Here is a 23,142-nt window from a genome sequence, read left to right as displayed (position 1 = left end):
CGCCCCGCGCCCCGTTCCCCGCGCCTCGCGCCCCGTTCCTCGCTCGCCGCTCCGGCCATGGCCGTCCGGCCGAACGGGATGAGCGGCATCGACTCGGCGTCAACGCGCGGGCGCCAGCAGGGCGTATGCCGCTTGCCCCTCCAAGCGGGCATCCGTGTCCACGAGCCGACGCCAGGCGACGTGGTTCGGATCATGAAGGGCCTTGGCCAACGCCAGCTTCTTCCGGTCGCTCCTGTCGAGCTGATCCCGCAGCTCCAATGGATCGGCAGGCAGAGACAGCAGAAACGCGAGGTCCCGATAGTGCCGGTCCGGCGGTGCCGTCTTGATGCCCGTCGCGGCCGCCTTCGCCACGATGGCGCCCAGCAAGCTGGGACGGCGAATGGTGCCGATGCGGTCACCCAACTAGCACACGGACCGATTCTGTTCGATGTGCGGCCTGGCGACCACCGGGGACTTCCAGGGTGCGGCCGGGCGGAGTGGTCGTGAGGTCGGCGCGAGGGCCGAGATTGTCCGGCGCGAGCAGGTCCACCACCAGGCGGCCCGGCACCCCTACTTCAACGACGCCAGAACCGCCAGCACCCGCCGGTTGTCATCGTCCGACGGGGGCAGGTCGAGCTTGGTGAAGATGTTGGAGGTGTGCTTGATGACCGCTCGCTCGGTGATCACCAGCCGCTCGGCGATCGCCGCGTTCGAGCGGCCCTCCGCCATCACGCCCAGCACCTCGCGCTCCCTGGCCGTGAGGCGGGCCAGCGGGTCGACGCGGCCGGCGGAGGCGCCGGTGAAAAGGCGGGCGATGACCTCGGGGTCCATCGCGGTGCCGCCGGCGGCGACCCGGCGGACCGAGTCGACGAACTCGTCCGGGTCGAAGACGCGGTCCTTGAGCAGATAGCCGATGCCGCCGGTGCCGTCCGCGAGCAGTTCCTTGGCGTACAGCTGCTCGACGTACTGGGAGAGGACCAGAACGGGCAGTCCCGGGATCTCGCGGCGGGCCCGCAGAGCGGCCTGAAGGCCCTCGTCGGTGAAGGTCGGGGGCAGTCGTACGTCGACGACTGCCACGTCCGGACGCTTCTCCAGGAGGGCCTGCAGGAGGTCGGGTCCGGTGTCCACCGCGGCGACGATCTCGAAGTCGTACGCCTGGAGGAGCCGGACCAGACCATCTCTCAGCAGGAAGAGGTCTTCGGCGAGGACAACACGCACGGCAGCTCCATGGTCAGTGTCGTCGGACCGCCCACCGGGCTGGTGACGGCCAGAACTCCGTCGAAGGTAGCAAGCCTGCGCTCCATGCCCCGCAGGCCGGTGCCGCGCGAGGGGTCGGCGCCGCCGTCGCCGTCGTCAGTGACCTGGGTCCGCAACCGGCCGTCCTCGTGCCAGAGTTCCACCGTGACCCGCTGGGCCGAGCCGTGCTTGGCCGCGTTGGTCAGCGCCTCGGAGACCGCGAAGTACATGGCGGACTCGACCGGGGCCTCGGGGCGGCCCGGCAGTTCGGCGTTGACCTCGACGTCCAGCGGGCTGTCCATGCCGAGGGCGCGGACCGCGTCGGCCAGGCCCCGGTCGGCGAGCACCGGCGGGTGGATGCCGCGGACCAGGTCGCGCAGCTCGGTCAGGGCGTTGGCGGAGGCCTGCCGGGTGTCGACCAGGATGGCGCGGACCGCCTCGGGGTCCTTCTCCAGCAGCCGCTCGGCCACTCCGAGGTTCATGCCCATCGCGACCAGCCGGGCCTGGGCGCCGTCGTGCAGGTCCCGCTCGATGCGGCGCAGTTCGGCGGCGGAGGTGTTCACGGCGTCGCTGCGGCTCTCGGTGAGGTGGCGGACCTGCTGGGAGACCTCGGTGGGGGTCAGCAGGGTGTGCGCGAAGGACGCGTGCAGCTTCAGCAGGGCGGGGGCGATGAACAGGCCGAGCAGCAGGACCGGGACGCCGAGCGCGGCGGCGGCGAGCGCGGTGCCCTCGCCGCTGACCTTGATCATCCCGTACCAGTTGTTGCCCCCGGCGTCCGAGATCGACTCCCACAGGAAGGGCATCAGCAGGCCGAAGACGCCGTAGGCGGTGAGGGCCAGCGGCAGCAGCAGCATGACCAGACCGACGACCGGGTTGACCAGCATCCAGGCCAGATCCCGCCAGGTCGCCTGGTCGGTGAGCACCCACTGGGTGCGCTGCACCTGGCCCTTGAGGCCGGGCTCGGTCCGCGGGCGGGGCAGGTACGGCTCGGGGATGCCGACGCCCGACCAGCGGTGCGCGAGGCCACGGGTGAGGTTCGCGGTACCGCGGACGGCGATGGCGACGGCCGGCACCAGGAAGAGGCCGAGGCCCACGCTGAGCAGCGAGATCGCGACGACCATCACGGTGAAGAGCACCAGCTCCACCGGGGCGAGCGCGGCCAGCGCCAGCCCGCGGCCCATGCCCCGGACGCCTCCGGTCAGGCGGCCGTTCCCGTCGTTCCCGGTGCTCACGCTGCCGCTGCTCACGATGCTCATCCCGTATCCCCTCGTTGAGCGGTCTCTCGCCGCTGTATGGCACTCAGTCTGCTGCGGCGCGCCCGTTCGATCACTGGACTCCCGTCCCCGATCGGGGGTGTAGTCAAGTCCCCTCAAGACGCCACACAACACCATGTGAAGATCCCGCCGCAGAGCTTTGACTTGTTGGCATCGGACCCCCGACGGACCCCCGACGGACCCCCGAACGCCGATGAAGGAGCAGGAAGATGGCAGCTCGACGGATTTTGGTCACGGTGGCATCCGCGCTCCTCGGCGTGGCCATGGTCGTCCTGGCCGTGCTGGGGACAGCGGGGCAGGCCCTCGCGGGTCAGTCCGTGGCGAGCTCCCGGTCCCCCTCGCCCCCGCAGCGGCCCAAGTCGCTGGGCGCGCTGGTCGACGGCGTCGTCGAGCGCCAGTTGAAGGAGTACCGCATCCCCGGCGCCGCCGTCGTCGTGGTGTCCGGCGGACGGCAGGTTCTGGCCAAGGGATACGGGGTCGCCCACATCGGGCGCGACACCCCGGTCACCGCGGACCGTACGGGCTTCTTCATGGCCTCGGACGCCAAGGTGTTCACCGCCACGGCCGTCCTCCAGCTCGCCGAGCGCGGCAAGCTGGACCTGAACGCCGACGTGAACCGCTACCTCAAGTCCTTCAAAATCAAGGACAGTTGGCCGGGCCAGCCGGTCACCGTCGCCGATCTGCTCACCCACACCGCCGGCTTCGACAACAGCATCATCGGCCGCGCCAGCGCCTCCCCCGAGCGCTCCGAGAGCCTCGGGGAGAGCCTCGCCGCCCACCAGCCGCGGCGCGTACGGGCCCCCGGCACGGTCGCCAGCTACGACAACTACGGGGTGGCGCTCGCGGGCTACCTCGTCGAAGAAGTCTCCGGCCGGCCCTTCGCGAGCTACCTCCAGCAGCACGTCCTGCGCCCGCTGGGCATGAACCGCACCAGCTTCGCCCAGCCGCACCCCGCCCGCGTCGACGCCGGCCTGGCCCGCGGCTACCGGCCCGACGGCAAGGGGCAGCAGGCCGCGCGCGGCCAGTACGGAGCCTGGTCGCCGACCGGCGCGGGCGCCGTCACCACCGCCGCCGACATGGGCCGGCTGCTGCGCGCCCAGCTCGGCGGCGGCCGGATCGACGGCCACCGGGTGCTCAGCGCCAAGTCCAACGCGGCCATGCACAAGCGCCAGTTCGGCAACGACCCCCGGATGTCCGGAATCGGCTACATCCTGGAGGAGCGCCGCCGCGACGGCCACCGGATGCTGGTCAAGGACGGTGACGTGCCCGGCTTCCACGGCAACCTGGCGCTGCTCCCCGACCGGAACACCGGCGTCTACGTCGTCTACAACGGCGACGGCGAGGACGGCCGCGCCTCGTTCGCCGGCCAGGAGCTGGTCAACGCCGTCAGCGACCACTACTACGGGAGCGCGGCGAAGAAGAGCGCCGAGCGGAGCCCGGAGAAGGCCGCGGGCGCGGGAGCCGACCGGGCCGCGACGGGCAAGTCCACCGCGGCGCTCACCCCGAAGTCCGGCAGCGACGCCGAAGCATTCGCCGGGGACTACCGCTCCACCCGCACCAGCCAGTCCGACCTGACCCGCGCCGCCGCGCTGACCAGCTCGGTGCACGTCAGCGCCGCCTCGAACGGCACCCTGACCACCACCGGGCCGCTCACCCGCGACCCGGACGTGTCCGAGCAGCACTGGGTACGGGTCGGACCCGGCGTCTTCCAGGAGAAGGGCGGCCAGGACCGGATCGCCTTCAAGAACGGCGACCTCCAGCTCGACTCCGACCCGACCGTCGCCTACGAGCGGCTGGCCTGGTACGAATCCCCCTCGCTGCACCAGCAGTTGCTGCTCGGCAGCCTCGCCGTGCTGATCCTGTCCGTGCTGGGCTGGACGGTCGGCGCGATGGTGCGTCGCAGCCGCTCCGCCCCGGTCTGGACGCCCGGCGCCCGGTTCGCCCGGCTGCTCGCCTGGTGCACCGGAGCCCTGCTGGCCACGGCCACCGGCTGCTTCGCGATGCTCGTCGCCGACCCCAACGCGCTGAACCAGACGGTCTTCCTCGGCGACTCGCCGCTGCTGACCGTGGTGCCCACGCTGATCCTGGCCGCGCTGGCGACCACGGGAGCGGTGCTGGTCTGCGCGGTCCTCGCCTGGCGGCGTCACTGGTGGGGCTGGGCGGGCCGGGTGCAGTACACCGCCACGGCGCTGGCCTCGGTCCTCTTCCTGGCCGTCGCCGGGGCGTATCACCTGGTCGGCTGACGGGCGCGCCGGCCGCGGGGCCGGGTGCGGGGCCGGGTGCGGGGCCGGGTGCAAGCCCGTACGCGACGCCGACAGCGCCGACAGCGGGGCTGCCCGCCACGAACCCTCGTGGCGGGCGGCCCCGTCTCGGGTGGTCCCGCGCACCGCACCCCCACTCCCCGACAACCTCAACGCGTCCCCCGCCAAGACCCCGCGGGCTGGTGCGGCCCCGTGCGGTCGCGGCACCAGGTCGCGAGGTCGCGGGCCACCTCCGGCGACTGGGCGGGCCATTGGGACAGCGCGTGCAGCACCGTGGTCAGTGCCACCAGCTCCTGGAGATCCGGGTCTCCCTTGACGACCCGGAACGCGGCCCCCGCCGCTGCGTCGGCCATCAGACGCCGACGGCCTCGCGCAGCTTCGCCGCGCGGTCGGTGCGCTCCCAGGTGAACTCGGGCAGCTCGCGGCCGAAGTGGCCGTACGCGGCAGTGCGCGCGTAGATCGGGCGCAGCAGGTCGAGGTCGCGGATGATCGCGGCCGGACGCAGGTCGAAGACCTGGCCGATGGCGGCCGTGATGCGGTCCACGGCGACCCGGGCGGTGCCGAAGGTCTCGACGAACAGGCTGACCGGCTCGGCCTTGCCGATGGCGTACGCGACCTGCACCTCGCAGCGCCGGGCCAGCCCGGCGGCCACCACGTTCTTGGCGACCCAGCGCATCGCGTACGCGGCGGAACGGTCCACCTTGGAGGGGTCCTTGCCGGAGAACGCGCCGCCGCCGTGCCGGGCGATGCCGCCGTACGTATCAACGATGATCTTGCGGCCGGTGAGTCCCGCGTCGCCCATCGGGCCGCCGATCTCGAAGCGGCCGGTCGGGTTGACGAGCAGCCGGACACCCTCGGTGTCGAGGCTGATGCCCTCCGCGTGCAGCGCGGCGATCTCGGGCTCGACCACATGCGCGCGGATGTCGGGCGTCAGCATCGTCGCGAGGTCGATGTCGGAGGCGTGCTGGCTGGAGATCACGACGGTGTCCAGCCGGACCGGCCGGTTGCCCAGGTACTCGATGGTGACCTGCGTCTTGCCGTCCGGGCGCAGATACGGCACGGTCCCGTTCTTGCGCACCTCGGTGAGCCGCCGGGCGAGCCGGTGGGCGAGGGTGATCGGCAGCGGCATCAGCTCGGCGGTGTCGTCGCACGCGTAGCCGAACATCAGGCCCTGGTCGCCGGCGCCCTGCCGGTCCAGCTCGTCGACGTCCTGTCCGGTCCTGGCCTCATGCGCCCCGGTCCTGGCCTCGTGCGCACCGGTCCTTGCCTCGTGCGCCCCGGACTTGGCCTCGTACGCACCGGTCCTGGCCTCGTACGCGGAGTCGACGCCCTGCGCGATGTCCGGCGACTGCGCCCCCAGCGAGACCGTGACGCCGCAGGTCGCGCCGTCGAAGCCCTTCTTGGAGTTGTCGTAGCCGATGTCCAGGACGCACTGCCGGGCGAGGGCGGCGACGTCGGTCCGCGCGGTGGTCGCCACCTCGCCCGCGATGTGCACCTGACCGGTGGTGATGAGGGTTTCCACGGCGACCCTGGCGTGCGGGTCCTGGGCCAGCATGGCGTCCAGGACGGTGTCGCTGATCTGGTCGGCGATCTTGTCGGGGTGGCCTTCGGTGACCGATTCGGAAGTGAACAGGCGGCGGGACATCGCAAGCTCCTCGCGGGGCGACGGACGGCGGAAGGGGAAGGGGGGTGGGCCCCGGTGGGCCCGGGGCCGGCCCGGCCCCGGGGATCAGGCCGGCGCCCGGGTCAGACCGGCGCCCGTGCGGGCAGCAGCAGCGGCGCCGCGTCGTACTGCGCGACGCGCACCGGCGCGCCGAGTACGGCGAGGCAGGCGCGGTAGCCGGGGCCGGGGTCGAGGTCGGTGAGGTGCAGCGGGGCCGGCCTCGGCTGCGCGGCGGTCCAGTCGAGCAGCGCGGGCGGCGATCCCGGCGCGCTGACGGCCAGTTGGGACGGCTCGATCGTCAACCCGTCGCCGGTGGCCTTGAGCACGGACTCCTTCCGGGTCCAGTAGCGGATGAAGTCCGCCTGCCGGGCGTCCGCGGGGCAGGCGGCGAGCGCCCGCCGTTCGGCCGCCGTCAGCACGTTCTCGATCAGGTCCTCGCGCCGCCCGCTGACCTGCTCGACGTCCACGCCGAGCGGCAGCGAGCGGGCCACCGCCACCGCGACCCGCCGCCCGGAGTGCGAGAGCGACAGCTCCCAGTCCCCCGGGGCGACGACGCGGGGCTTGCCGTGCGGGCCGCCGCAGTTCTTGCAGACGGCGGTGAACCGCAGCCCCGCCGGGTCCGCGTCGAGGTGCGCGGCGAGCACGAGCCGGGCCAGCGCGTGCGCGGTCAGATGCAGCGCACGGCTGTCCGGCAGCCTGAACCGCTCCCACCTGGCCCGCTCCCGCTCATCGAGCAGCACGAGCAGATCGGTACGGGACTCCGCACCGGGCAGCGGGGCGGCCCACCAGACCTGGCACTCACCGGCCGGCAGCCGGGGTACGGATCGGTCCATCGGGCCCTCCTCAACTCTCGTCGCTTGTCGGGTGCGGATGACTGCGGATGACCGCGGATGACACGGCTGACCGCGGCTGATCAGGCGCGCCGGGCGAGCAGCACCCGGTGCATGGGGGTGTCGAGCAGCCCGACCCGGCGCAGCCCCGCGTCGGCCAGCCACTGGTCGTAGTCCTGGACGGTGAACGAGTCGCCGCCGCCGGTGGCCAGCATCGAGGCGGCGAACAGCCGGAAGAACTTGTTCTGGGTGGAGCCCTCGCCGCCCTCCTCGTCGACGATGTGGTCGGCTATCGCGATCACGCCGTCCTCCGTGAGCCCCTTGGCCGCCTTGAGCAGCAGCTCACGGGCCGACTCCGGGGTCTGGAGGTGGAAGATGTTGACGAACAGCGCGAGGTCGGTGCCGCTGCCCCAGTCCTCGTTCCAGAAGTCGCACACCTCGCCGTTGAAGCGCTCGGTGACGCCGAGCTGGGCGGCCTGCCGGTCGGCGATCGGGATGATCCGCTCGGCGTCCAGGCCGCGCGCGGTCAGCTCGGGGAACTCCTTGAGCAGCAGGTGGCTGTAGACGCCGGTGCCGCAGCCGACGTCCAGCAGCGTCGCGTCCCGGCCGGTGGTCCAGCCCAGCTCGCGCAGCGCGTCGACCAGGGCGCGGGTGATGGGCGGGGCCCAGAAGTTGATGCCGCGGACCAGCGAGGTGTAGTCCTCCTCGGAGATCTGGTTCAGCTGCTGGCCGCCGCTCGCGGTGCGGGCGCCGGTGCGGACGTTGTCGGCCAGGTTGCGCCAGGCGTTCCAGGCCACGTTGCGGTCGTGGCCGATCTTGCCGGCGAGGCTGTAGAGCCCGTCGGGCGCGAACACCCCGTGCAGCTCGGCGGGGAGCGTGTAGACGGCCTGGCCGTCCTCACCCCGGCCGCGCTCCACGACGTCGTACGCGAACAGCCCGTCGAGCAGCACCCGGGTGGCGCGCAGGTCCGTGTCGAGCACTTCGGCGAGCTGCGCGGCGGTGGCCGGGCCGACGGTGAGAGCCGCGAACGCGCCGAGGTCCTGGGCGGCCTCGATGACGCCCGGCGCCCACATCCCGATGAGGTGCTCGTAGAGCCGGTGCGCCGCGCGGACCTCGCCGGTGTCCGCGGCCGGGAACAGCGTGGTGTCGACGAGCGGGGTGAGGTTGGCGGAAGCGGTGACGGCGGGACTGGTCATGGTGCGGTCTCCTTTATCGGGTGTGGGGGTGGCCCTGCGGGCCGGTGGGTGGGGTGGCCGTGGGGCCGGTGGATCACGGGACGGCCCTGCGGGCCGGTGGGCGGAACGGCCCTGCGGGCCGGACGTACGTGTCAGGTGTTCGGGCCGGCCCGCGAGTCCGGCGTTCGGGCCGGATGCGCGGGCCGGATGCGCGGGTCGGATGTACGGGCCGGATGTACGGGCCAGATGTACGGGCCCGACGCGCGGGCCGGATGTACGGGCCGGATGTACGGGCCGCGCGTCGGGCCCGACGCGCGGACGGTCGCGGACCGGTCATACGTACCGTCGCGCCGACAGGTCGTACGAACCGGGCCCGCAGCTCCGGCATCCGAGCCGGACGCGCCGGCCGGGCCTACGGGAGGGCCCGGCCGGGCTGGCTACGAGTGCGGCCGGCCCGGGGGCGGCAAGCCCCGACCCGCTCCGCCCCGCGCGGGGTCACAGCACGATGCCGCCGTCGATCTGCAACACCGAGCCCGTGATGTACGCGGACTTGTCCGAGGCGAGGTAGGCCACCGCCTCGGCCACCTCCTCCGCCGTGCCGAAGCGGCCGAGCGGAATCGCGGCGAGGGCGCGGTCGCGCTGGGCGTCGGCGAGGACGCCGGTCATGTCGGTCTCGATCATGCCGGGGGCCACCGCGTTGGCGCGGACCCCGTACTTGCCGACCTCCTTGGCGAGTGCCCTGGTCAGCGCGATGATTCCGGCCTTGGAGGCCGAGTAGTTGCCCTGCCCCGGGTTGCCGTGCACCCCGGAGACGGAGGACAGCGTGATGATCGAGCCGGCCTTGCGCTTGACCATCGGGAAGAGCACCGCCCGGCAGACGTGGCCGACGCCGTCCAGGTTGGTCGCGATGACGTCGTGCCAGTCCTGGTCGGACATCATCAGCAGCGGCTTGTCGCGGGTGACGCCCGCGCTGGCCACCGCGACGGTGATCGGGCCGAGCTCCTTCTCGGTGCGGGTGACCCAGCCGCGTACGGCCTCCGCGTCGCTGATGTCGAGGCGCTGGTCGAGGCAGTCGACGTTGAGCGCGGTCAGCTCCTTGCGCAGGCTCGCCGCCGCCGCCTCGTCGGAGCGGTAGCAGAAGCTGATCGGGTGGCCGACCTGGGCCAGCCGCAGCGCCGCCGCCCGGCCGATGCCCCGCGAGCCGCCGCTGACCAGCGCGACGCCGGGGGTGATCGAGGTGCTCATCGGTCGTGCCCTTCGCTCTGCGGGTCGGAGTGGGTGGCGGTGCGGGAGGTGGCGGTGCGGGAGGTGCCGCCGCCGGCGGGCCCGTTCTGGGGCAGCAGGCGCAGGACGGCGCAGGCTGCCATCCCGTCGCGGTCCACGGAGGTGACGACCGCCGGCCGGCCTGCCGCCGCCGGGTCCTCGGCCGCCGCGGCGAGCACCGCGGCCACCTGGAAGACCGTGGACGCGGCCGAGGTGTCGCCGATCAGCTCATGGCTGACCACGCGTCCGGTGACCGCGGTCCCGAACACCTCGTCCAGCAGCCGCTGTTCAGCCCGCCCGGCAGCGCCGGGAAGACCGCCGCCGACCGCCGCCCACACCTCGTCGGGGCGGGCGCCCGCCTCTTCGAGGGCCTGCTCGACGCACTCGGCGAGGGTGCCCGCGAGGTCGTCACGGACATCGGCCCGTACGTCGATCGCCAGGATCTCGGCGAGCGCCCGACGCCCCTCCGGCACACCGTCGGCCGGCTCCAGCAGCAGCATCGCGCAGCCCTCGCCCAGCGGCCCGGCCTGCTCGTCGTCCGCCCCCCGGCTGTGGTGCTCCAGCCAGGAACGGACGGTGGAGTACTCCTCGACGGCGCCGACCAGCGCCCGCTCCGCGCGGCCGGCGGCGAGCAGCCGGCGGGCGTAGCCGAGGGCGAGCAGTCCGGCCGGACGGCCGCCGGCCAGCGTCGCGTTGGGGCCTTTGAGGCCGAACCAGATGGCGGTCGCGGCGGTGGGGCAGTTCATCAGCACGTTCGGCATCAGCTTGGCCGGCACGTCGTACGGCTTGTCGCCCTCGAAGGAGGCCCGGCCGAAGTCGTGCTGGCCCTGCGCGCTGCCCAGCGTGGTGCCGAGCACCAGGGCGGTGCCGGTGCCGGTGGGCACCAGCCGCTCGTCGTTCTCGGCGTCCTGGAGCAGCTCCCGGACGGCGGTGACGGCCAGCCCGGTCGACCGGTCCATGGTGCGGGTGCCCGCCTTGCCCAGCACCTCGCGGACCGCGAAGTCGGGGACCAGGCAGGCGAGGGAGTCCGGGTTCGGCGCGGTCTCCGGGTCCGACGGGGTGGCGGTGGCGGTGGCTGTCGCGGTGGTCCGGCCCGCGCCGAGTCCCTCCGCGTAGGCGGTGCGGCCGATGCCGTACGGAGAGACGGCCGACCAGGCCGTGATGACGGGTCCGTTGGTGACGGGGGCGTTGCTGACGGGGCCCTTGGTGAGGGGGCCGTCGGTGACGGTCCCGCCGGGGCGAGCGGCGCTCATCGGTGGTCCTCCTCGTAACGGCCCAGGACGACGGAGGCGTTGTTGCCGCCGAAGGCCAGACCGTTGTTGACGACGACCCGCAGCGGCGCTTCCACGGCCTGGTTGGGCACGCAGTCGATTCCGCATTCGGGGTCGGTGGTGCGGTGGTTGACGGTGGGCGGGATGAAGCCGTGCGCCAGCGCCAGGGCCGAGGCCGCCGCGCCCAGCGCGCTGGCCGCGCCCATGGAGTGGCCGAGCATCGACTTGAGGGCGACGGTGCGCGGCGGGCGGTCGCCGAACAGCGCGCGGACCGCCCGGGTCTCGGTGATGTCGTTGGTCTTGGTGCCGGTGCCGTGCGCGGAGACCAGATCGACCTCCGCCGGCTTGACCCCGGCGTCCGCGAGGGCGAGCCCCATGCAGCGGGTGACGCTCTCCTGGTCGGGGGCGGTCGGGTGGTGGGCGTCGCAGTTGAGCCCGTAGCCGAGCAGCTCCGCGTAGATCCGGGCGCCGCGGGCCCGCGCCGAGTCCAGCGTCTCCAGCAGCAGGACGCCCGCGCCCTCGGCGGTGAGCAGCCCCTCCCGCTCCGCGTCGAACGGACGGCAGCGGTCGGAGGCGACCAGGCCGAGCCGGGAGAACCCGGCGAAGGTACGGCGGGCCAGCGCGTCCGAGCCGCCGACCAGCGCCCAGTCGGCCTCGCCCGAGCGGACCGCGTCGAAGCCGTCGCCGATCGCGTAGTTGCCGGCCGCGCAGGCGGTGCCCAGTACGGAGGGCACCGCTCGCGGCAGCCGCAGCTCACGGACCAGCGCCAGGGCGAGCCGGTGCGCGGGGAGCCTGCGCACCGCCGTCGGGTCCAGGTTCTGCGGGCCGTCCGCCAGCTCGGCCTCGATGAGCTGGTCCAGCTCCCTGGCCTCGCCGTCGGTGGTGCCGATGGTGACCAGGCCGCGGCTGCCGCGCAGTTGCTCCGTCTCCAGGCCCGCGTCCCGGACCGCCATCCTGGCCGCGGCGATGGAGAACTGGGTGGCCCGGCCGAGTTGCTCCACCGGGGTGTGGTGGATCCACTCGGAGGGGTCGAAGTCATGGACTTCGTGGGCGAGTCGGCGGCGGAAGCCGTCGGCGTCGAAGAGGGTGATCGGGCCCACGCCGCAGCGGCCTTCGCGCAGCGCCCGGGTGAAGTCGGCGGCGCCGTTGCCGATGCTGGACAGGACTCCGAGTCCGGTCAGCACCACGCGCTGGGCCGTCATCGGGCTTCGGCCCGCGCGAGCACCTCGAGGACGGCCTCCATGTTGATCATGCGCGGGAGTTCGTCCTGCTCGATGGTGACGCCGAAGGTCGTCTCCAGGCAGGACAGCACCTCGATGGCGCCGAGCGAGTCCGCGCCGTAGTCCTCGATGAAGAGGCCGGTGCGGGTCAGCTGACCGCCCTCCAGGTCCAGCGAGTCGACGAGGATTTCGATGACCTTGGCCTCGGTGGCCGCGTCGATGGTGACGATGCTCATGGGTGTTCCTCCGTTGGGTGGTTGTCGGGGTGTGTGTGCGGTGAGCGGATGGGGGCGGGGTGACTCGGCGGTGGGGAGACGGCCCGGTCTCAGACGACCTGGTCTCAAGCGATCCGGTCTCAGGCGATCCGGTCTCAGACGACCTGGTCGAGGAGGCTCTTGGGGCGCAGATCGGTCCAGATGCGCTCGATGTGCGCGAGCGCCTCCTCACGTCCGGTCTCCGCCAGCACGACCGTCCAGCCGGCCGGGACCTCGGCGAACGCGGGCCACAGGCAGTGCTGGCCCTCGTGGTTGACCAGCACCAGGAAGGTGCCTGTCTCATCGTCGAATGGGTTGTTCATTTCGGCGTGTATTCCTTTCTCGCCCGACAGCTTTCGGCATGGGAATCCCCGGTGAGGAATTCGATGGATTCGATGAATTGGTCGGTAGTAGTTGCTTCGGGTCAGCCTTCGCGCTCCCGCGAATCAGCCGCCCGGGAATCAGCCGCCCGGGAATCAAGTGCCTCAACCAGAATCCGGGCGATATACGCGGCCGGCCGGGGCTCCAGCATCGCGTCGTGGTCACAGTCCACGGCGTGCCGGACGATGGTTCCCTCGATGTGCGGCGACCAGAGCGCCTCGGTCGGCGCGCCGGCGGCGAGGCCGCGGGTGGCGGCGAAGAAGAGCAGGTCTCCCCGGTAGCCGCCGGGGCGGTGCGCGGCGCCCAGTTCGCTGAAGTGCGCGATGATGCGGAGCAGGTTGCCGAGCTGGGATTCGTCCAGCTCCGCCAGCGGGTTGCCATCCTCGGCCAGCAGGGCCAGGACGCCGGCCGCGTCCAGCTCCGCGCCCGCCTCGGGGGCGAGTCCGCAGCGCAGCAGGATCTCTTCGAGCAGCGCCCGCTCGCTCAGGTCCTGCTCGGGTTCCGAGCCGCTCGCGGGGAATCCGTCCAGCACGGCCAGCAGGGCCACCTGCCGCCCGCGGCGCTGGAGTCGGCCCGCGATTTCCTGGGCCACCAGCCCTCCGAAGGACCAGCCAAGAATATGGTACGGCCCTTCCGGCTGGATTTCCAGCATTCTTTCGACGTAATCCGCCGCCATTTCCGCGACGTTCGCCGGCTGCCTTTCTCCGTCGAGAATTCCGCCCGCCTGGAACGCGTGGACGGGGAATTCCGGCAGCGCGCCGGCCAGCTCCAGGAACGGCCAGCCCAGTCCGACGCCGCCGTGCACGCAGAACAGCGGCGGCCTGCTGCCGTGCAGCCGGATCGGCAGCACCCTGGCGAAGGCGTCGCCGCCGCCGGAGGTCTCGGTGTGCTCGGTGGCGACCGTGGCCAGGCCGGCCGCGGTCCGGTGGGTGAAGACGTCGGCCGGGGTGAGGCCGATGCCCAGTTCGCGGGCGCGGCCGACCAGCCGGATGGAGCGCAGCGAGTCGCCGCCCAGCTCGAAAAAGCTGTCCTCGGCGCCCACTTGGTCGCCGCTGTCGAGCCCGAGCACCTCGGCGAAGACGCCGCACAGCGCCGACTCCAGCGGGGTCCTGGGCCCGCGGCCCGCCGCCAGGACGACCGGCTCGGGGGCCGGCAGCGCCTTGCGGTCGACCTTGGCGTTGGGGGTCAGCGGGAGTTCGGCCAGCTCGGTGAAGAACGCCGGGACCATGTAGTCCGGCAGCCCGAGCGACAGATGGGCGCGCAGGTCCGGGATGTCGACGCCGGGGCCGCCGCGCGGCACCACGTACGCGACCAGCCGCTGTTCGCCGGGCCGGTCCTCGCGGACCACCACCGTCGCCCGGTCCACCCTCGGGTGGCTGAGCAGCGCGGACTCGATCTCGCCCAGCTCGATCCGGAAGCCCCGGATCTTCACCTGGTGGTCGGCGCGGCCCAGGTAGTCGATGACGCCGTCGGTCTTCCAGCGCACCAGGTCGCCGGTCCGGTACATCCGGGAGCCCGGCTCGCCGAACGGGTCGGCGGTGAACCGGCCGGCCGTCAGCGCGAACCGGTCGTGGTAGCCGCGGGCCACGCTGACGCCGCCGATGTACAGCTCGCCGGTCACGCCGACCGGCACCGGCCGCAGGGCCGCGTCCAGCACGTAGACCCGGTTGCCGGCCAGCGGGCGGCCGATGGGCGGCCGGCCGGCGCCGTCGAGGTCGGCGGCGGTGGACCAGATGGTGGTCTCGGTCGGCCCGTAGAGGTTGGTGAGCCGCCGGGCCGCGCCGCGTACGGCGGTGGCCAGGCCGGGGCTGATCGCCTCGCCGCCGGTCAGCGCGTGCAGGTCGCGCAGCGCGTGCGGGTGTTCGGCGACCAGCGCGTGCCACAGCGTGGGGGTCGCCTGGAGCACCGTCGCCCGGGTGCGGACGATCAGCGCGGCCAGCGCCGCCGGGTCCCGTACGGTGTCGGTCCCCGCGAGGGCCAGCGTCGCGCCGGAGAGCAGCGGGACGAAGATCTCCAGGTTGGCGATGTCGAAGCCGAAGGTGGTCACCGAGACGAGCCGGTCGTCCTCGCCCATCGCGAGCAGGCCGCAGGTCTCGGCGAGGAAGTTGCCGAACGCGCCGAGCGGGACGACGACGCCCTTGGGGCGGCCGGTGGAGCCGGAGGTGTAGATGACGTAGGCGGCGTTCGCGGCGGTGGGCTCGCCGCGGCGCTCGGCGGCGCCGAGGTCGCCCGCCGGCAGCGCCGCCAGCTCGCCGTACGCCTCGGCGCTGTCGAGCAGGAGTTGTGGCACGGCGCCGAGTCCCGGCACCGCCTCGGCCACCCGGGTAGCGGTGATCGAGAGCACCGGGCGGGCGTCCTCGACCATCTGCGCGATCCGGTCGGCCGGGTAGCCGGGGTCGATCGGCAGATAGGCCGCGCCGGCCTTGAGGACCGCCAGCGCGGAGACGATCATGTCGGGGGAGCGCGGCAGCGCGATGGCGACCAGCCGGTCGGGGCCCGCGCCCCGCTCGACCAGCGCCCGCGCGAGCCGGTTCGCGGACTCGTTCAGCTCCCGGTAGCTCAGTTCCCAGCCTTCGAAGAGCACGGCGGCCCGGTCCGGCGAGGCGGCGGCGCGCGCCTCGAACTGCGCGCTGATCGCGCCGGCGTCCGGGTGCGCGGGCGCGCCGTTCCACTCCTCCAGCAGCTTCTGGCTCTCGCCGGGCAGCAGCGCGGAGACGTACGAGAGCTGGTGCGCGGGGGCCGCGGTGAGCCGGTCCAGCAGGTGGCAGAGGCGGTCGGCCAGGGTCTGCGCGCCGGCCTCGGTGAACAGGGCCGCGCTGTATTCGAGCCGCCCGGTGATGCCGCCGGGGCCGCCGGTCGGCGTGCGCTCCTCGGCGAGGTCGACGGAGAGGTCGAACTTGGCGCTGCCGGTCGTCGCGGCGCCGACGCTCGCGCGCAGCCCCGGCAGTTCGAAGCCGGCCGCCGCGTTGTTCTGGAGCGCCAGCATGACCTGGAACAGCGGGTGCCGGGCCATCGAGCGGGCCGGGGCCAGCGCGTCCACGAGCCGCTCGAACGGCAGGTCCTGGTGGTCGAAGGCGGCGAGCCCGGCCGTCCGCACCCTCCCCACCAGCTCCCGGAACGTGGGGTCGCCCGAGACGTCCGTGCGCAGCACCAGGGTGTTGACGAAGAAACCGACCAGGTCGTCCAGCGCGTCGTCGGTGCGTCCGGCGACCGGCGAGCCGACGGGGATGTCGTCCCCCGCGCCGAGCTTGGACAACAGGGCCGCCAGCACGGCCTGTACGACCATGAACAGGCTCGCTCCGCACTCCTTGGCCAGCGTGTCGGCGCGGGCGTGCACGGCGGCCGGCACGCTGAAGGCGATGCTGCCGCCCCGGTAGGAGGCGACGGCGGGGCGCGGGTGGTCGGTGGGCAGCTCCAGTTCGTCGGGCAGTCCGTCGAGGGTCTTGCGCCAGAACTCCAACTGCCGTGCGGACAGGCTCTCCGGGTCGTCCTCGCGGCCCAGGAGTTCGCGCTGCCACAGGGTGTAGTCGGCGTACTGGACGGGAAGCGGGGCGAAGCCGGGTGTCTCGCCGTGCAGCCTGGCCGCGTAGGCGGTGCTGAGGTCCTTGGCGAGCGGCGCGTTGGACCAGCCGTCGGCGGCGATGTGGTGGATCACCGTCACCAGCACATGCGCGTCCTCGCCGAGCGCGAACAGCGCCGCGCGCAGCGGGATCTCGCGCGCGAGGTCGAAGCCGCGCCCCGCGAAGTCGCGGACCGCCCGGTCCAGGGACGCCTCGCTCACCTCGCTGACCGGCAGGGCGACGCGCGGCTGCGAGCGGATGGCCTGGTACGGACTGCCGTCCGCCTCCGGGAAGACGGTGCGCAGCGTCTCGTGCCGGGCGACGACGTCACCGAGGGCGGCCTCCAGCGCGGGCCGGTCCAGCGGGCCGTCGAGCCGTAGCGTCCAGGGCAGGTTGTAGGTGCCCGCCGGGCCTTCCAGCCGGTTGAGGAACCACATCCGCTGCTGGGCGAAGGAGAGCGGCAGCCGCTCGGGCCGCTGGACGGCCGTCAGCGCGGGGCGGGCCGCGCCCGCGCCGGCGAGCAGTTCGGCGAGCGCGACCGGGGTCGGCGCCTCGAAGACGGCCCGCAGCGGGAGTTCGGCGTCGAGCAGCGAGCGCACCCGGCTGACGAGCCGGGTGGCGAGCAGCGAGTGCCCGCCGAGACCGAAGAAGTCGTCGTCGACAGAGACCCGTTGCAGGCCCAGGACCTGGGCGAACGCCTGGCAGAGCAGTTCCTCGCGCGGGTTGCGCGGCGCCCGCCCTGCCGTGCCGGACAGCTCGGGGGCGGGCAGCGCCTTGCGGTCGACCTTGCCGTTGGGGGTCAGCGGCAGCGCGTCCAGCAGGACGAACGCGGAGGGAACCATGTAGTCGGGCAGCAGCTCGGCCGCCGTCTCACGGGCCTTGGCGGCATCGGCTTCGCCGACCAGGTAGCCGATGAGCCGGCTGCCGCCGCTGGTGTCCTTGGCGAGGTCCACGGCCGCGTCGGTGACGCCGGGGACCAGCCGCAGCGCGGCCTCGATCTCGCCGAGTTCGATCCGGTGGCCGCGGATCTTGACCTGGTGGTCGCGGCGTTCGAGGAATTCGAGCTGCCCGTCGGGGCGGCGCACGACCCGGTCGCCGGTGCGGTACATCCGGGCGCCGGGCAGCGCCGCGTACGGGTCGGCGACGAAGACGGCGGCGGTGCGGCGGGGGTCGCCGAGGTAGCCGCGGCCGACGCCGGTCCCGCCGACGTACAGCTCGCCGGGCACCCCGGCCGGCACCGGGCGCAGGCTGTCGCCCAGCACGTACAGCCCGGTGTTGCGGACCGCCCGGCCGAGGGGGGCGCGGACCGACGCGAGGTCGTCGCCGGAGCGGATGAGCGCGTGCGTGACGTCGTCCGAGCACTCGGTCGGCCCGTACGCGTTGACCAGCGCAATGCCGGGGAAGTAGCCGAACCAGCGCCCGCACAGCTCCGCGGGCAGCACCTCGCCGGTGACCATCAGGGTGCGCAGCGGCGCGAGGCCGGGGACCGGCGCGCCCGCGTCCCAGCTGTCGAGGGCGGCCCGCAGCAGCGAGGGGACGACCTCCAGGACGGTGATCCGCTCGGCGTCGACCAGGCCCAGCAGTTCGGCCGGGTCGGAGGCGGTCCGCTTGGGGACCACTCGCAGCCGGCCGCCGGTGACCAGCGCGCTGAGCATCTGCCACACGGAGATGTCGAAGGTGACGGGCGCGTTGTGCACGACGGTGTCGGCGGCGGTCAGCTCCAGGTCCTCGACCTTGGCGAGCAGGTGGTTGACCATGCCCCGGCGGTGCACCATCGCGCCCTTGGGCTTGCCGGTGGAGCCGGAGGTGAAGATGACGTACGCGAGGTCGTCGTCCGCGCCGGCGACGGGCAGCAGCCCTGCGGGGTCGTCGTCGCGGCGGTCGGGGATGACCAGCACGGGTACGGGAACGGGCACGACGGGGGCCGGGATGACGGGGATGGAGGCGGCCGGATCGACGGCAGCCCGGCCCGCGAGGTCGGCGGCGGCCGAACCGGGGACGGCCGAACCGGAGGCCGTCGAACTGGAGGACTCCGAGCCCAGGGCCGCCGAGCCGGCAGCAGCCGGAGAAGCCGCCCCGAGCCGCGCGACGACGGCCTCGGACCCGGCCGTCGTCAACGCCTCCGCGCCCAGCACCGCCGCCGCCAGCTCCCCGTGTTCCTCATCGACCAGCAGCAGCCCGATCCCGGCGTCCGCCGCGAGGCTCGCGATGCGGGCGACCGGGGCCTCGACGTCCAGCGGCACCCAGGCCGCGCCCGCGCCGAGGGTGCCGAGCACGGCGGTCACGAAGCGCGTGCCCGGCGCGGCGAGCACGCCCACCAGCGAGCCGGGCCCGATGCCGCGGCCGGCCAGCGTGCGGGACAGCGCGCTGCCCCGGCCGGCCAGTTCGCGGTAGGTGAGCGTCTCCCGCTCGTCGGTCATCGCGATCGCGGCCGGGTCGGCGGCGAAGGACCGTACGCGTTCGACCACGTCGGTGAAAGCGTCCTCAGGTGCGGGAACGGCCGGCAGTACGAGCAGCTGTTCGCGCTCGCCCGGCAGCAGCGTGCCGAGCTGCCCGAAGGGGCGGTCCGGCTCGTCGGTCAGCAGGTGCAGCAGGTGCACCAGCCGGTCGGCGACCCGGGCGGCCTCGGCCCGCGTGTAGAGGTCCGGCGCGAAGCCGATGTCGAGGCGCAGCCGCTCGCCGGGCAGCGCCATCAGGCTCAGCGGGTAGTGCGTCGCGTCCTTGGCGGTGAGGCCGGCCACCCGCAGTCCGGGTGCGGGCTCCTCCATCGCGGACGGGTCCAGCGGGTAGTTCTCGAAGACCAGGACGGTGTCGAAGAGTTCGCCGCCGCCGAGCGTCTGCTGGATCTGGGTGAGGCTCAGGTGCTGGTGCGGCAGCAGGGCCGTCTGCCGCTCCTGGAGCTCGTCGAGGATCTGCCCGAAGGACTTCGCCGGGTCGAGGCCGACCCGTACCGGCAGCGTGTTGATGAACAACCCGACCATCGTCTCGACGCCGGGCAGTTCGGGCGGGCGTCCGGAGATGGTGCCGCCGAAGACCACGTCGTGCCCTCCGGTGAGCGCCCCGAGCGTCGCCGCCCACGCGCCCTGCACGACGGTGTTGAGCGTCAGCCCCCGGCCGCGCGCCCAGCGGCTCAGCTCGGCTGTGAACGACTCGGGGAGCTCCACGGAGTGCGACGCGGGCAGCACGGCGGCGCGCCCCGCGGCCTGCGGGGCGACCCGGGTCGGCTCGTCCAGCCCGGCCAGCGCGGTGCGCCAGGCGGCCTCGGCGGCCGGCCGGTCCTGGCCTGCGAGGTGCGCGAGGTACGACTTGTACGGGGTGACCCGGGGCAGCCGCGCCCCGCCGTCCGCGTAGAGCGCGAACAGCTCCTGCACGATGATCGGCATCGACCAGCCGTCGAAGAGCAGTTGGTGGGCGGTCAGCACCAGGCGGTGGGTCCGCGCGTCGCTGCGGATCAGGGTGAAGCGGAGCAGCGGCGGGCGGGTCACGTCGAACTGCCGCACCCGGTCCTCGTCGGTGATCCGCTCGGCCTCGGCCGCCCGGTCCTCGGCCGCGAAGCCGCTGAGGTCGGTCAGGGTCCACGGCAGTTCGACGGTGCGCGGGATGACCTGGACCGGCTCGCCGTTCTTGCGGTAGCGGAAGGCGGCCTGGAGGTTGGGGTGCCGCAGCAGCAGCGCCTCCGCGGCGGAGCGGAGCTTGCCTGCGTCCACCGGCCCCGCGAGGTCCAGGGCCAACTGGACGGCGTACACGTCCAGTTCGCTCGTGTTGTACACCGCGTGGAAGAGCAGTCCCTCCTGGAGCGGTGTCAGCGGCAGTACGTCACTGAGGTTCGATCTCTTCGCTGTCCGGCTCACAGGGACCACTCATCCATCTCGTCTTCGAACTCGTCGATCTCGTGCTGGCTCAGCGCCACCAGGTCCACGTCGGAGGGGGTGTGCCCGCCCGCGTCGGGGTTGCGGGCGTGCGCCGCGAGGGCTTCCAGCGCCCGGAACCAGGTTTCCGCGATGTCCCGCGCGTCCGCCTCGGGGAGCACCTCGCCGGCCCTGGTCCAGGTGGCGACCAGCCGGGGCCCGTCCGGGCCGTCCTCGGTGAGGGCGTTGACCCCGAGCACGTGCGGCAGCGGCAGCCCGGGGTCGGCGCCGGCCGCCACGAGCGAGGACTCCGGGGCCATGCCCCAGTCGGCGTCCTGCGGTGCGGGCAGCCGGCCCAGGTAGTTGAAGCCCAGCTGCGGCCTGGGCGCCGCGGCCAGTTCGGGGGCGGTGTCCGCCGCGAGGTGGCGCAGCAGGCCGTAGCCGAGGCCGTGGTCGGGCAGCGCCCGCAGCCGCTCCTTGATCTGCTTGAGCGCGCGTCCCGCCGCCGGGCCGCCGGCCCAGGTCTCGGTCCAGTCGAGCGCTCCGAGCTCCAGCCGGACCGGGTAGGCGGTGGTGAACCAGCCGACGGTACGGCTCAGGTCCACGCCGTCCGCGAACTCCTCGCGGCCGTGCCCCTCCAGCTCCACCAGTACGGCGCTGCCGTCCTCGCCCCTGCGCCGCCGCCAGTCGGCCACCGCCAGCGCGAGGCCGGTCAGCAGCACGTCGTTGACCTCGGCGTGGAAGGCGGCCGGGACCTCGGTGAGCAGCGCTTGGGTGGTCGTGGTGTCCAGCGAGAGCCGCAGGGTGCGGGCGGTGCTGGTGAGGTCGCGGGCCGGGTCGAGCCTTCCGCTGCCCAGCAGCGGGTCGGGTGCGCCGGACCCGGCGCGCCACAGCGGAAGTTCGTCGGCCCGCCGTACGGATCTGGCCTCGGTGGCCAGCAGCCCCGACCAGTGCCGCAGCGAGGTGCCGACCGGCTGGAGCGCGACCGGCGCGCCGGTGGTCACCGCCTCGTACGCCTGGGCGAGGTCGGGGAGCAGAATCCGCCAGGACACGCCGTCCACGACCAGGTGGTGCAGGGTGAGCAGCAGCCGCCCGGAGCGTCCGCGTCCGCCGTCGAACCAGACGGCCTGGGCCATCACCCCTTCGCGCGGGGCGAGCCGCTCGGCGGCAGCGGCGGCGGCGCCGGCCACCACCTCGGGGAAGGCGTCGTCGGCGAGCGAGGCGACGCCGATCCGGGAGAGCAGGCCGCGGGCGCGGACCGATCCCGGCTCGGCGGTGCGCAGGGTCCACGGGCCGCCGGAGCCGTCGGAGCCGTCAGGGCTGTCAGATCCGTCGGGGCCCTCCAGCCGCATCCGCAGCGCGTCATGGTGGTCGAGTACGGCTTGCAGGGCCCGCGCGAGGGTGGCCGGTGTCGCGCCGACCGGGGTGCGGACGACGACGGCCTGGTGGAATCCGTCGACCGGTCCGCCGAGTTCGCGCAGCCAGTGCGCGATCGGGGTCGGCGCGAGGCTGCCGACGCCGTCGTCGGCGCCGAGCACGACCTGCTCGGCGGCGGTCCCCGCGATGGCCGCCAGCGCGGCCGGGGTGCGCTGGGTGAAGACGTCCTGCGCGGTGATCAGCAGATCGGCCTTGCGGGAGCGGCTGACGAGCTGAATGGAGCTGATGGAGTCGCCGCCGAGGTCGAAGAAACTCGCGTCGGCGCCCACCTCGTCGAGCCCGAGCACCTCGGCGAAGACCAGGCACAGCGCCCTCTCCCGCGGGGTGACGGGGGCGCGCCCTGTCGAGACCGCGGTGAAGTCCGGGGCGGGCAGCGCCTTGCGGTCCAGCTTCCCGTTGCCGGTGAGCGGCAGCGCGGCGAGCTCCACGAAGGCGGCCGGGACCATGTAGTCGGGCAGCCGGGCCGCCAGGTGGGCGCGTACTTCGGCGGCGGCCGGGGCCAGGGGTCCCGCGGGCACGATGTAGCCGGTCAGCCGCTTGTCGCCGGGCCGGTCCTCGCGGACCACGACCGCGGCCTGGGCCAGCGCGGGGTGCGCGAGCAGCGCGGTCTCGATCTCGCCCAGCTCGATCCTGAAGCCCCGGACCTTGACTTGGTCGTCGGCCCTGCCCTGGTAGTCGAGCGTCCCGTCGGCCTTCCAGCGCACCAGGTCGCCGGTGCGGTACATCCGGGCGCCGGGCTCGCCGTACGGGTCGGCGGTGAACCGCTGGGCGGTCAGGCCCGGCCGGTTGAGGTAGCCGAGCGCCACCCCGGCCCCACTCACGTACAGCTCGCCGGTGACCCCGACCGGGACCGGGCGCAGCGCCGGGTCCAGCACGCGGACCCGGGTGCCGGGGATCGGGCGGCCGACCGGCGGCTTGACGGCCCCCGCGAGCGGGTCGCTGAGCGTCGCGCAGACGGTGGTCTCGGTCGGGCCGTACGCGTTGAGCATCCGCCGTCCGGCCGACCAGCGGCCCACCAGCTCGGGCGGGCACGCCTCGCCCGCCGTGATCACGGTGAGCCCCTCCGGCATCGGCCGGTCCTCGGGCCACGCGGAGAGCACGGTCGGCGGCAGGCACACCACGTCGATCCGCGCGCCGGCGATCAGCTCCGCGAGCGGCTCGCCCGGCGCGCGGTCCTCGTCGCCCGCCAGCACCAGCACCGCGCCGGTCAGCAGCGAGGTGCAGATCTCCCAGGCCGCGGCGTCGAAGCTGAACGAGGCGAACTGGAGGACCCTGACGCCTTCCCGTACGCCGAACAACTCGGCCTGGGCCACGAGCGCGACGACGGAGGCGTGCGCGACGAGAACGCCCTTGGGGCGGCCGGTGGAACCCGAGGTGTAGATGAGGTAGGCGGGGTCCCGCGGGCTCAGGGGGCGGCTGCGGTCGGCGTCGGAGGGGTCGTGGGCCGGGCGGGCGGCGAGTTGGGCGAGGGTGTGGGGGGCGTCGAGGAG

Annotated in this window: 15 protein-coding genes; 1 reads left to right on the top strand and 14 read right to left on the bottom strand. The window is 73.7% G+C overall.

Features of this window, described 5'->3' with window-relative positions; translation table 11 throughout:
• Positions 1-99 precede the first annotated feature (99 nt).
• The 3 genes from QMK28_RS14800 to QMK28_RS14790 form a co-directional block, all read right to left on the bottom strand.
• Positions 100-402, bottom strand: coding sequence for a hypothetical protein (locus tag QMK28_RS14800; protein WP_326437956.1), 303 nt, complete (start codon positions 400-402; stop codon positions 100-102).
• 147 nt (positions 403-549) lie between these two features.
• Complete coding sequence (locus tag QMK28_RS14795) at positions 550-1,197, bottom strand: response regulator transcription factor (protein ID WP_326437954.1); 648 nt, start codon at positions 1,195-1,197, stop codon at positions 550-552.
• The gene (locus QMK28_RS14790; protein ID WP_326437952.1) at positions 1,161-2,471 is read right to left on the bottom strand and encodes a sensor histidine kinase; all 1,311 of its coding nucleotides are present in this window, start codon (positions 2,469-2,471) and stop codon (positions 1,161-1,163) included. Before QMK28_RS14790 ends, QMK28_RS14795 begins: the two co-directional genes overlap by 37 nt.
• A gap of 227 nt (positions 2,472-2,698) precedes the next feature.
• Here QMK28_RS14790 and QMK28_RS14785 point away from each other — a divergent pair, with 227 nt between their 5' ends.
• Complete coding sequence (locus tag QMK28_RS14785; RefSeq protein WP_326437950.1) at positions 2,699-4,732, top strand: serine hydrolase domain-containing protein; 2,034 nt, start codon at positions 2,699-2,701, stop codon at positions 4,730-4,732.
• A 167-nt stretch (positions 4,733-4,899) separates the two neighbouring features.
• Here QMK28_RS14785 and QMK28_RS14780 read toward each other — a convergent pair whose 3' ends face one another.
• The 11 genes from QMK28_RS14780 to QMK28_RS14730 form a co-directional block, all read right to left on the bottom strand.
• Entirely contained in the window at positions 4,900-5,103 is a 204-nt protein-coding gene (locus tag QMK28_RS14780; protein WP_326437948.1) for an acyl-CoA carboxylase subunit epsilon, read from the bottom strand.
• Entirely contained in the window at positions 5,103-6,395 is a 1,293-nt protein-coding gene (gene metK / locus QMK28_RS14775; RefSeq protein ID WP_326437946.1) for a methionine adenosyltransferase, read from the bottom strand. Before metK ends, QMK28_RS14780 begins: the two co-directional genes overlap by 1 nt.
• Positions 6,396-6,496: 101 nt before the next feature.
• Positions 6,497-7,246, bottom strand: coding sequence for a 4'-phosphopantetheinyl transferase family protein (locus QMK28_RS14770; protein ID WP_326437944.1), 750 nt, complete (start codon positions 7,244-7,246; stop codon positions 6,497-6,499).
• An 80-nt stretch (positions 7,247-7,326) separates the two neighbouring features.
• Entirely contained in the window at positions 7,327-8,439 is a 1,113-nt protein-coding gene (locus QMK28_RS14765) for a class I SAM-dependent methyltransferase (protein ID WP_326437942.1), read from the bottom strand.
• 474 nt (positions 8,440-8,913) lie between these two features.
• Positions 8,914-9,663 (bottom strand): 3-oxoacyl-ACP reductase FabG, encoded by a 750-nt coding sequence (gene fabG, locus QMK28_RS14760; protein ID WP_326437940.1) that lies wholly within the window; start codon positions 9,661-9,663, stop codon positions 8,914-8,916.
• Positions 9,660-10,934 carry a beta-ketoacyl synthase N-terminal-like domain-containing protein gene (locus QMK28_RS14755; protein ID WP_326437938.1) on the bottom strand — a complete coding sequence of 425 codons (1,275 nt, stop codon included), beginning with the start codon at positions 10,932-10,934 and terminating at the stop codon, positions 9,660-9,662. The genes fabG and QMK28_RS14755 overlap by 4 nt, the downstream gene beginning before the upstream one ends.
• Positions 10,931-12,154, bottom strand: a complete 1,224-nt coding sequence (locus tag QMK28_RS14750) for a beta-ketoacyl-[acyl-carrier-protein] synthase family protein (protein ID WP_326437936.1) — start codon at positions 12,152-12,154, stop codon at positions 10,931-10,933. The genes QMK28_RS14755 and QMK28_RS14750 overlap by 4 nt, the downstream gene beginning before the upstream one ends.
• Complete coding sequence (locus QMK28_RS14745; protein ID WP_326437934.1) at positions 12,151-12,408, bottom strand: acyl carrier protein; 258 nt, start codon at positions 12,406-12,408, stop codon at positions 12,151-12,153. Before QMK28_RS14745 ends, QMK28_RS14750 begins: the two co-directional genes overlap by 4 nt.
• A gap of 134 nt (positions 12,409-12,542) precedes the next feature.
• Positions 12,543-12,749 (bottom strand): MbtH family protein, encoded by a 207-nt coding sequence (locus QMK28_RS14740; protein ID WP_326437932.1) that lies wholly within the window; start codon positions 12,747-12,749, stop codon positions 12,543-12,545.
• 101 nt (positions 12,750-12,850) lie between these two features.
• Positions 12,851-20,218 carry a non-ribosomal peptide synthetase gene (locus QMK28_RS14735; RefSeq protein ID WP_326437930.1) on the bottom strand — a complete coding sequence of 2,456 codons (7,368 nt, stop codon included), beginning with the start codon at positions 20,216-20,218 and terminating at the stop codon, positions 12,851-12,853.
• Positions 20,215-23,142, bottom strand: a 2,928-nt coding sequence (locus QMK28_RS14730; RefSeq protein ID WP_326437928.1) for an amino acid adenylation domain-containing protein, incomplete at its 5' end; no start/stop codon positions are given. The genes QMK28_RS14730 and QMK28_RS14735, both read right to left, overlap by 4 nt.

This window comes from Streptomyces sp. H27-D2 (assembly GCF_035828615.1).
In the GTDB taxonomy this organism is placed as follows: Bacteria; Actinomycetota; Actinomycetes; order Streptomycetales; family Streptomycetaceae; genus Streptomyces.
This window is presented reverse-complemented; position numbering and strand designations above follow the sequence as displayed.

What these genes read in the sequence shown, in the direction of transcription:
- QMK28_RS14745 (WP_326437934.1), bottom strand. Translation starts at nt 12,408, where the DNA reads ATGAGCATCGTCACCATCGACGCGGCCACCGAGGCCAAGGTCATCGAA.
- QMK28_RS14780 (WP_326437948.1), bottom strand. Translation starts at nt 5,103, where the DNA reads ATGGCCGACGCAGCGGCGGGGGCCGCGTTCCGGGTCGTCAAGGGAGAC.
- QMK28_RS14740 (WP_326437932.1), bottom strand. Translation starts at nt 12,749, where the DNA reads ATGAACAACCCATTCGACGATGAGACAGGCACCTTCCTGGTGCTGGTC.
- metK (WP_326437946.1), bottom strand. Translation starts at nt 6,395, where the DNA reads ATGTCCCGCCGCCTGTTCACTTCCGAATCGGTCACCGAAGGCCACCCC.
- QMK28_RS14765 (WP_326437942.1), bottom strand. Translation starts at nt 8,439, where the DNA reads ATGACCAGTCCCGCCGTCACCGCTTCCGCCAACCTCACCCCGCTCGTC.
- QMK28_RS14790 (WP_326437952.1), bottom strand. Translation starts at nt 2,471, where the DNA reads ATGAGCATCGTGAGCAGCGGCAGCGTGAGCACCGGGAACGACGGGAAC.
- QMK28_RS14785 (WP_326437950.1), top strand. Translation starts at nt 2,699, where the DNA reads ATGGCAGCTCGACGGATTTTGGTCACGGTGGCATCCGCGCTCCTCGGC.
- QMK28_RS14770 (WP_326437944.1), bottom strand. Translation starts at nt 7,246, where the DNA reads ATGGACCGATCCGTACCCCGGCTGCCGGCCGGTGAGTGCCAGGTCTGG.
- QMK28_RS14750 (WP_326437936.1), bottom strand. Translation starts at nt 12,154, where the DNA reads ATGACGGCCCAGCGCGTGGTGCTGACCGGACTCGGAGTCCTGTCCAGC.
- QMK28_RS14755 (WP_326437938.1), bottom strand. Translation starts at nt 10,934, where the DNA reads ATGAGCGCCGCTCGCCCCGGCGGGACCGTCACCGACGGCCCCCTCACC.
- fabG (WP_326437940.1), bottom strand. Translation starts at nt 9,663, where the DNA reads ATGAGCACCTCGATCACCCCCGGCGTCGCGCTGGTCAGCGGCGGCTCG.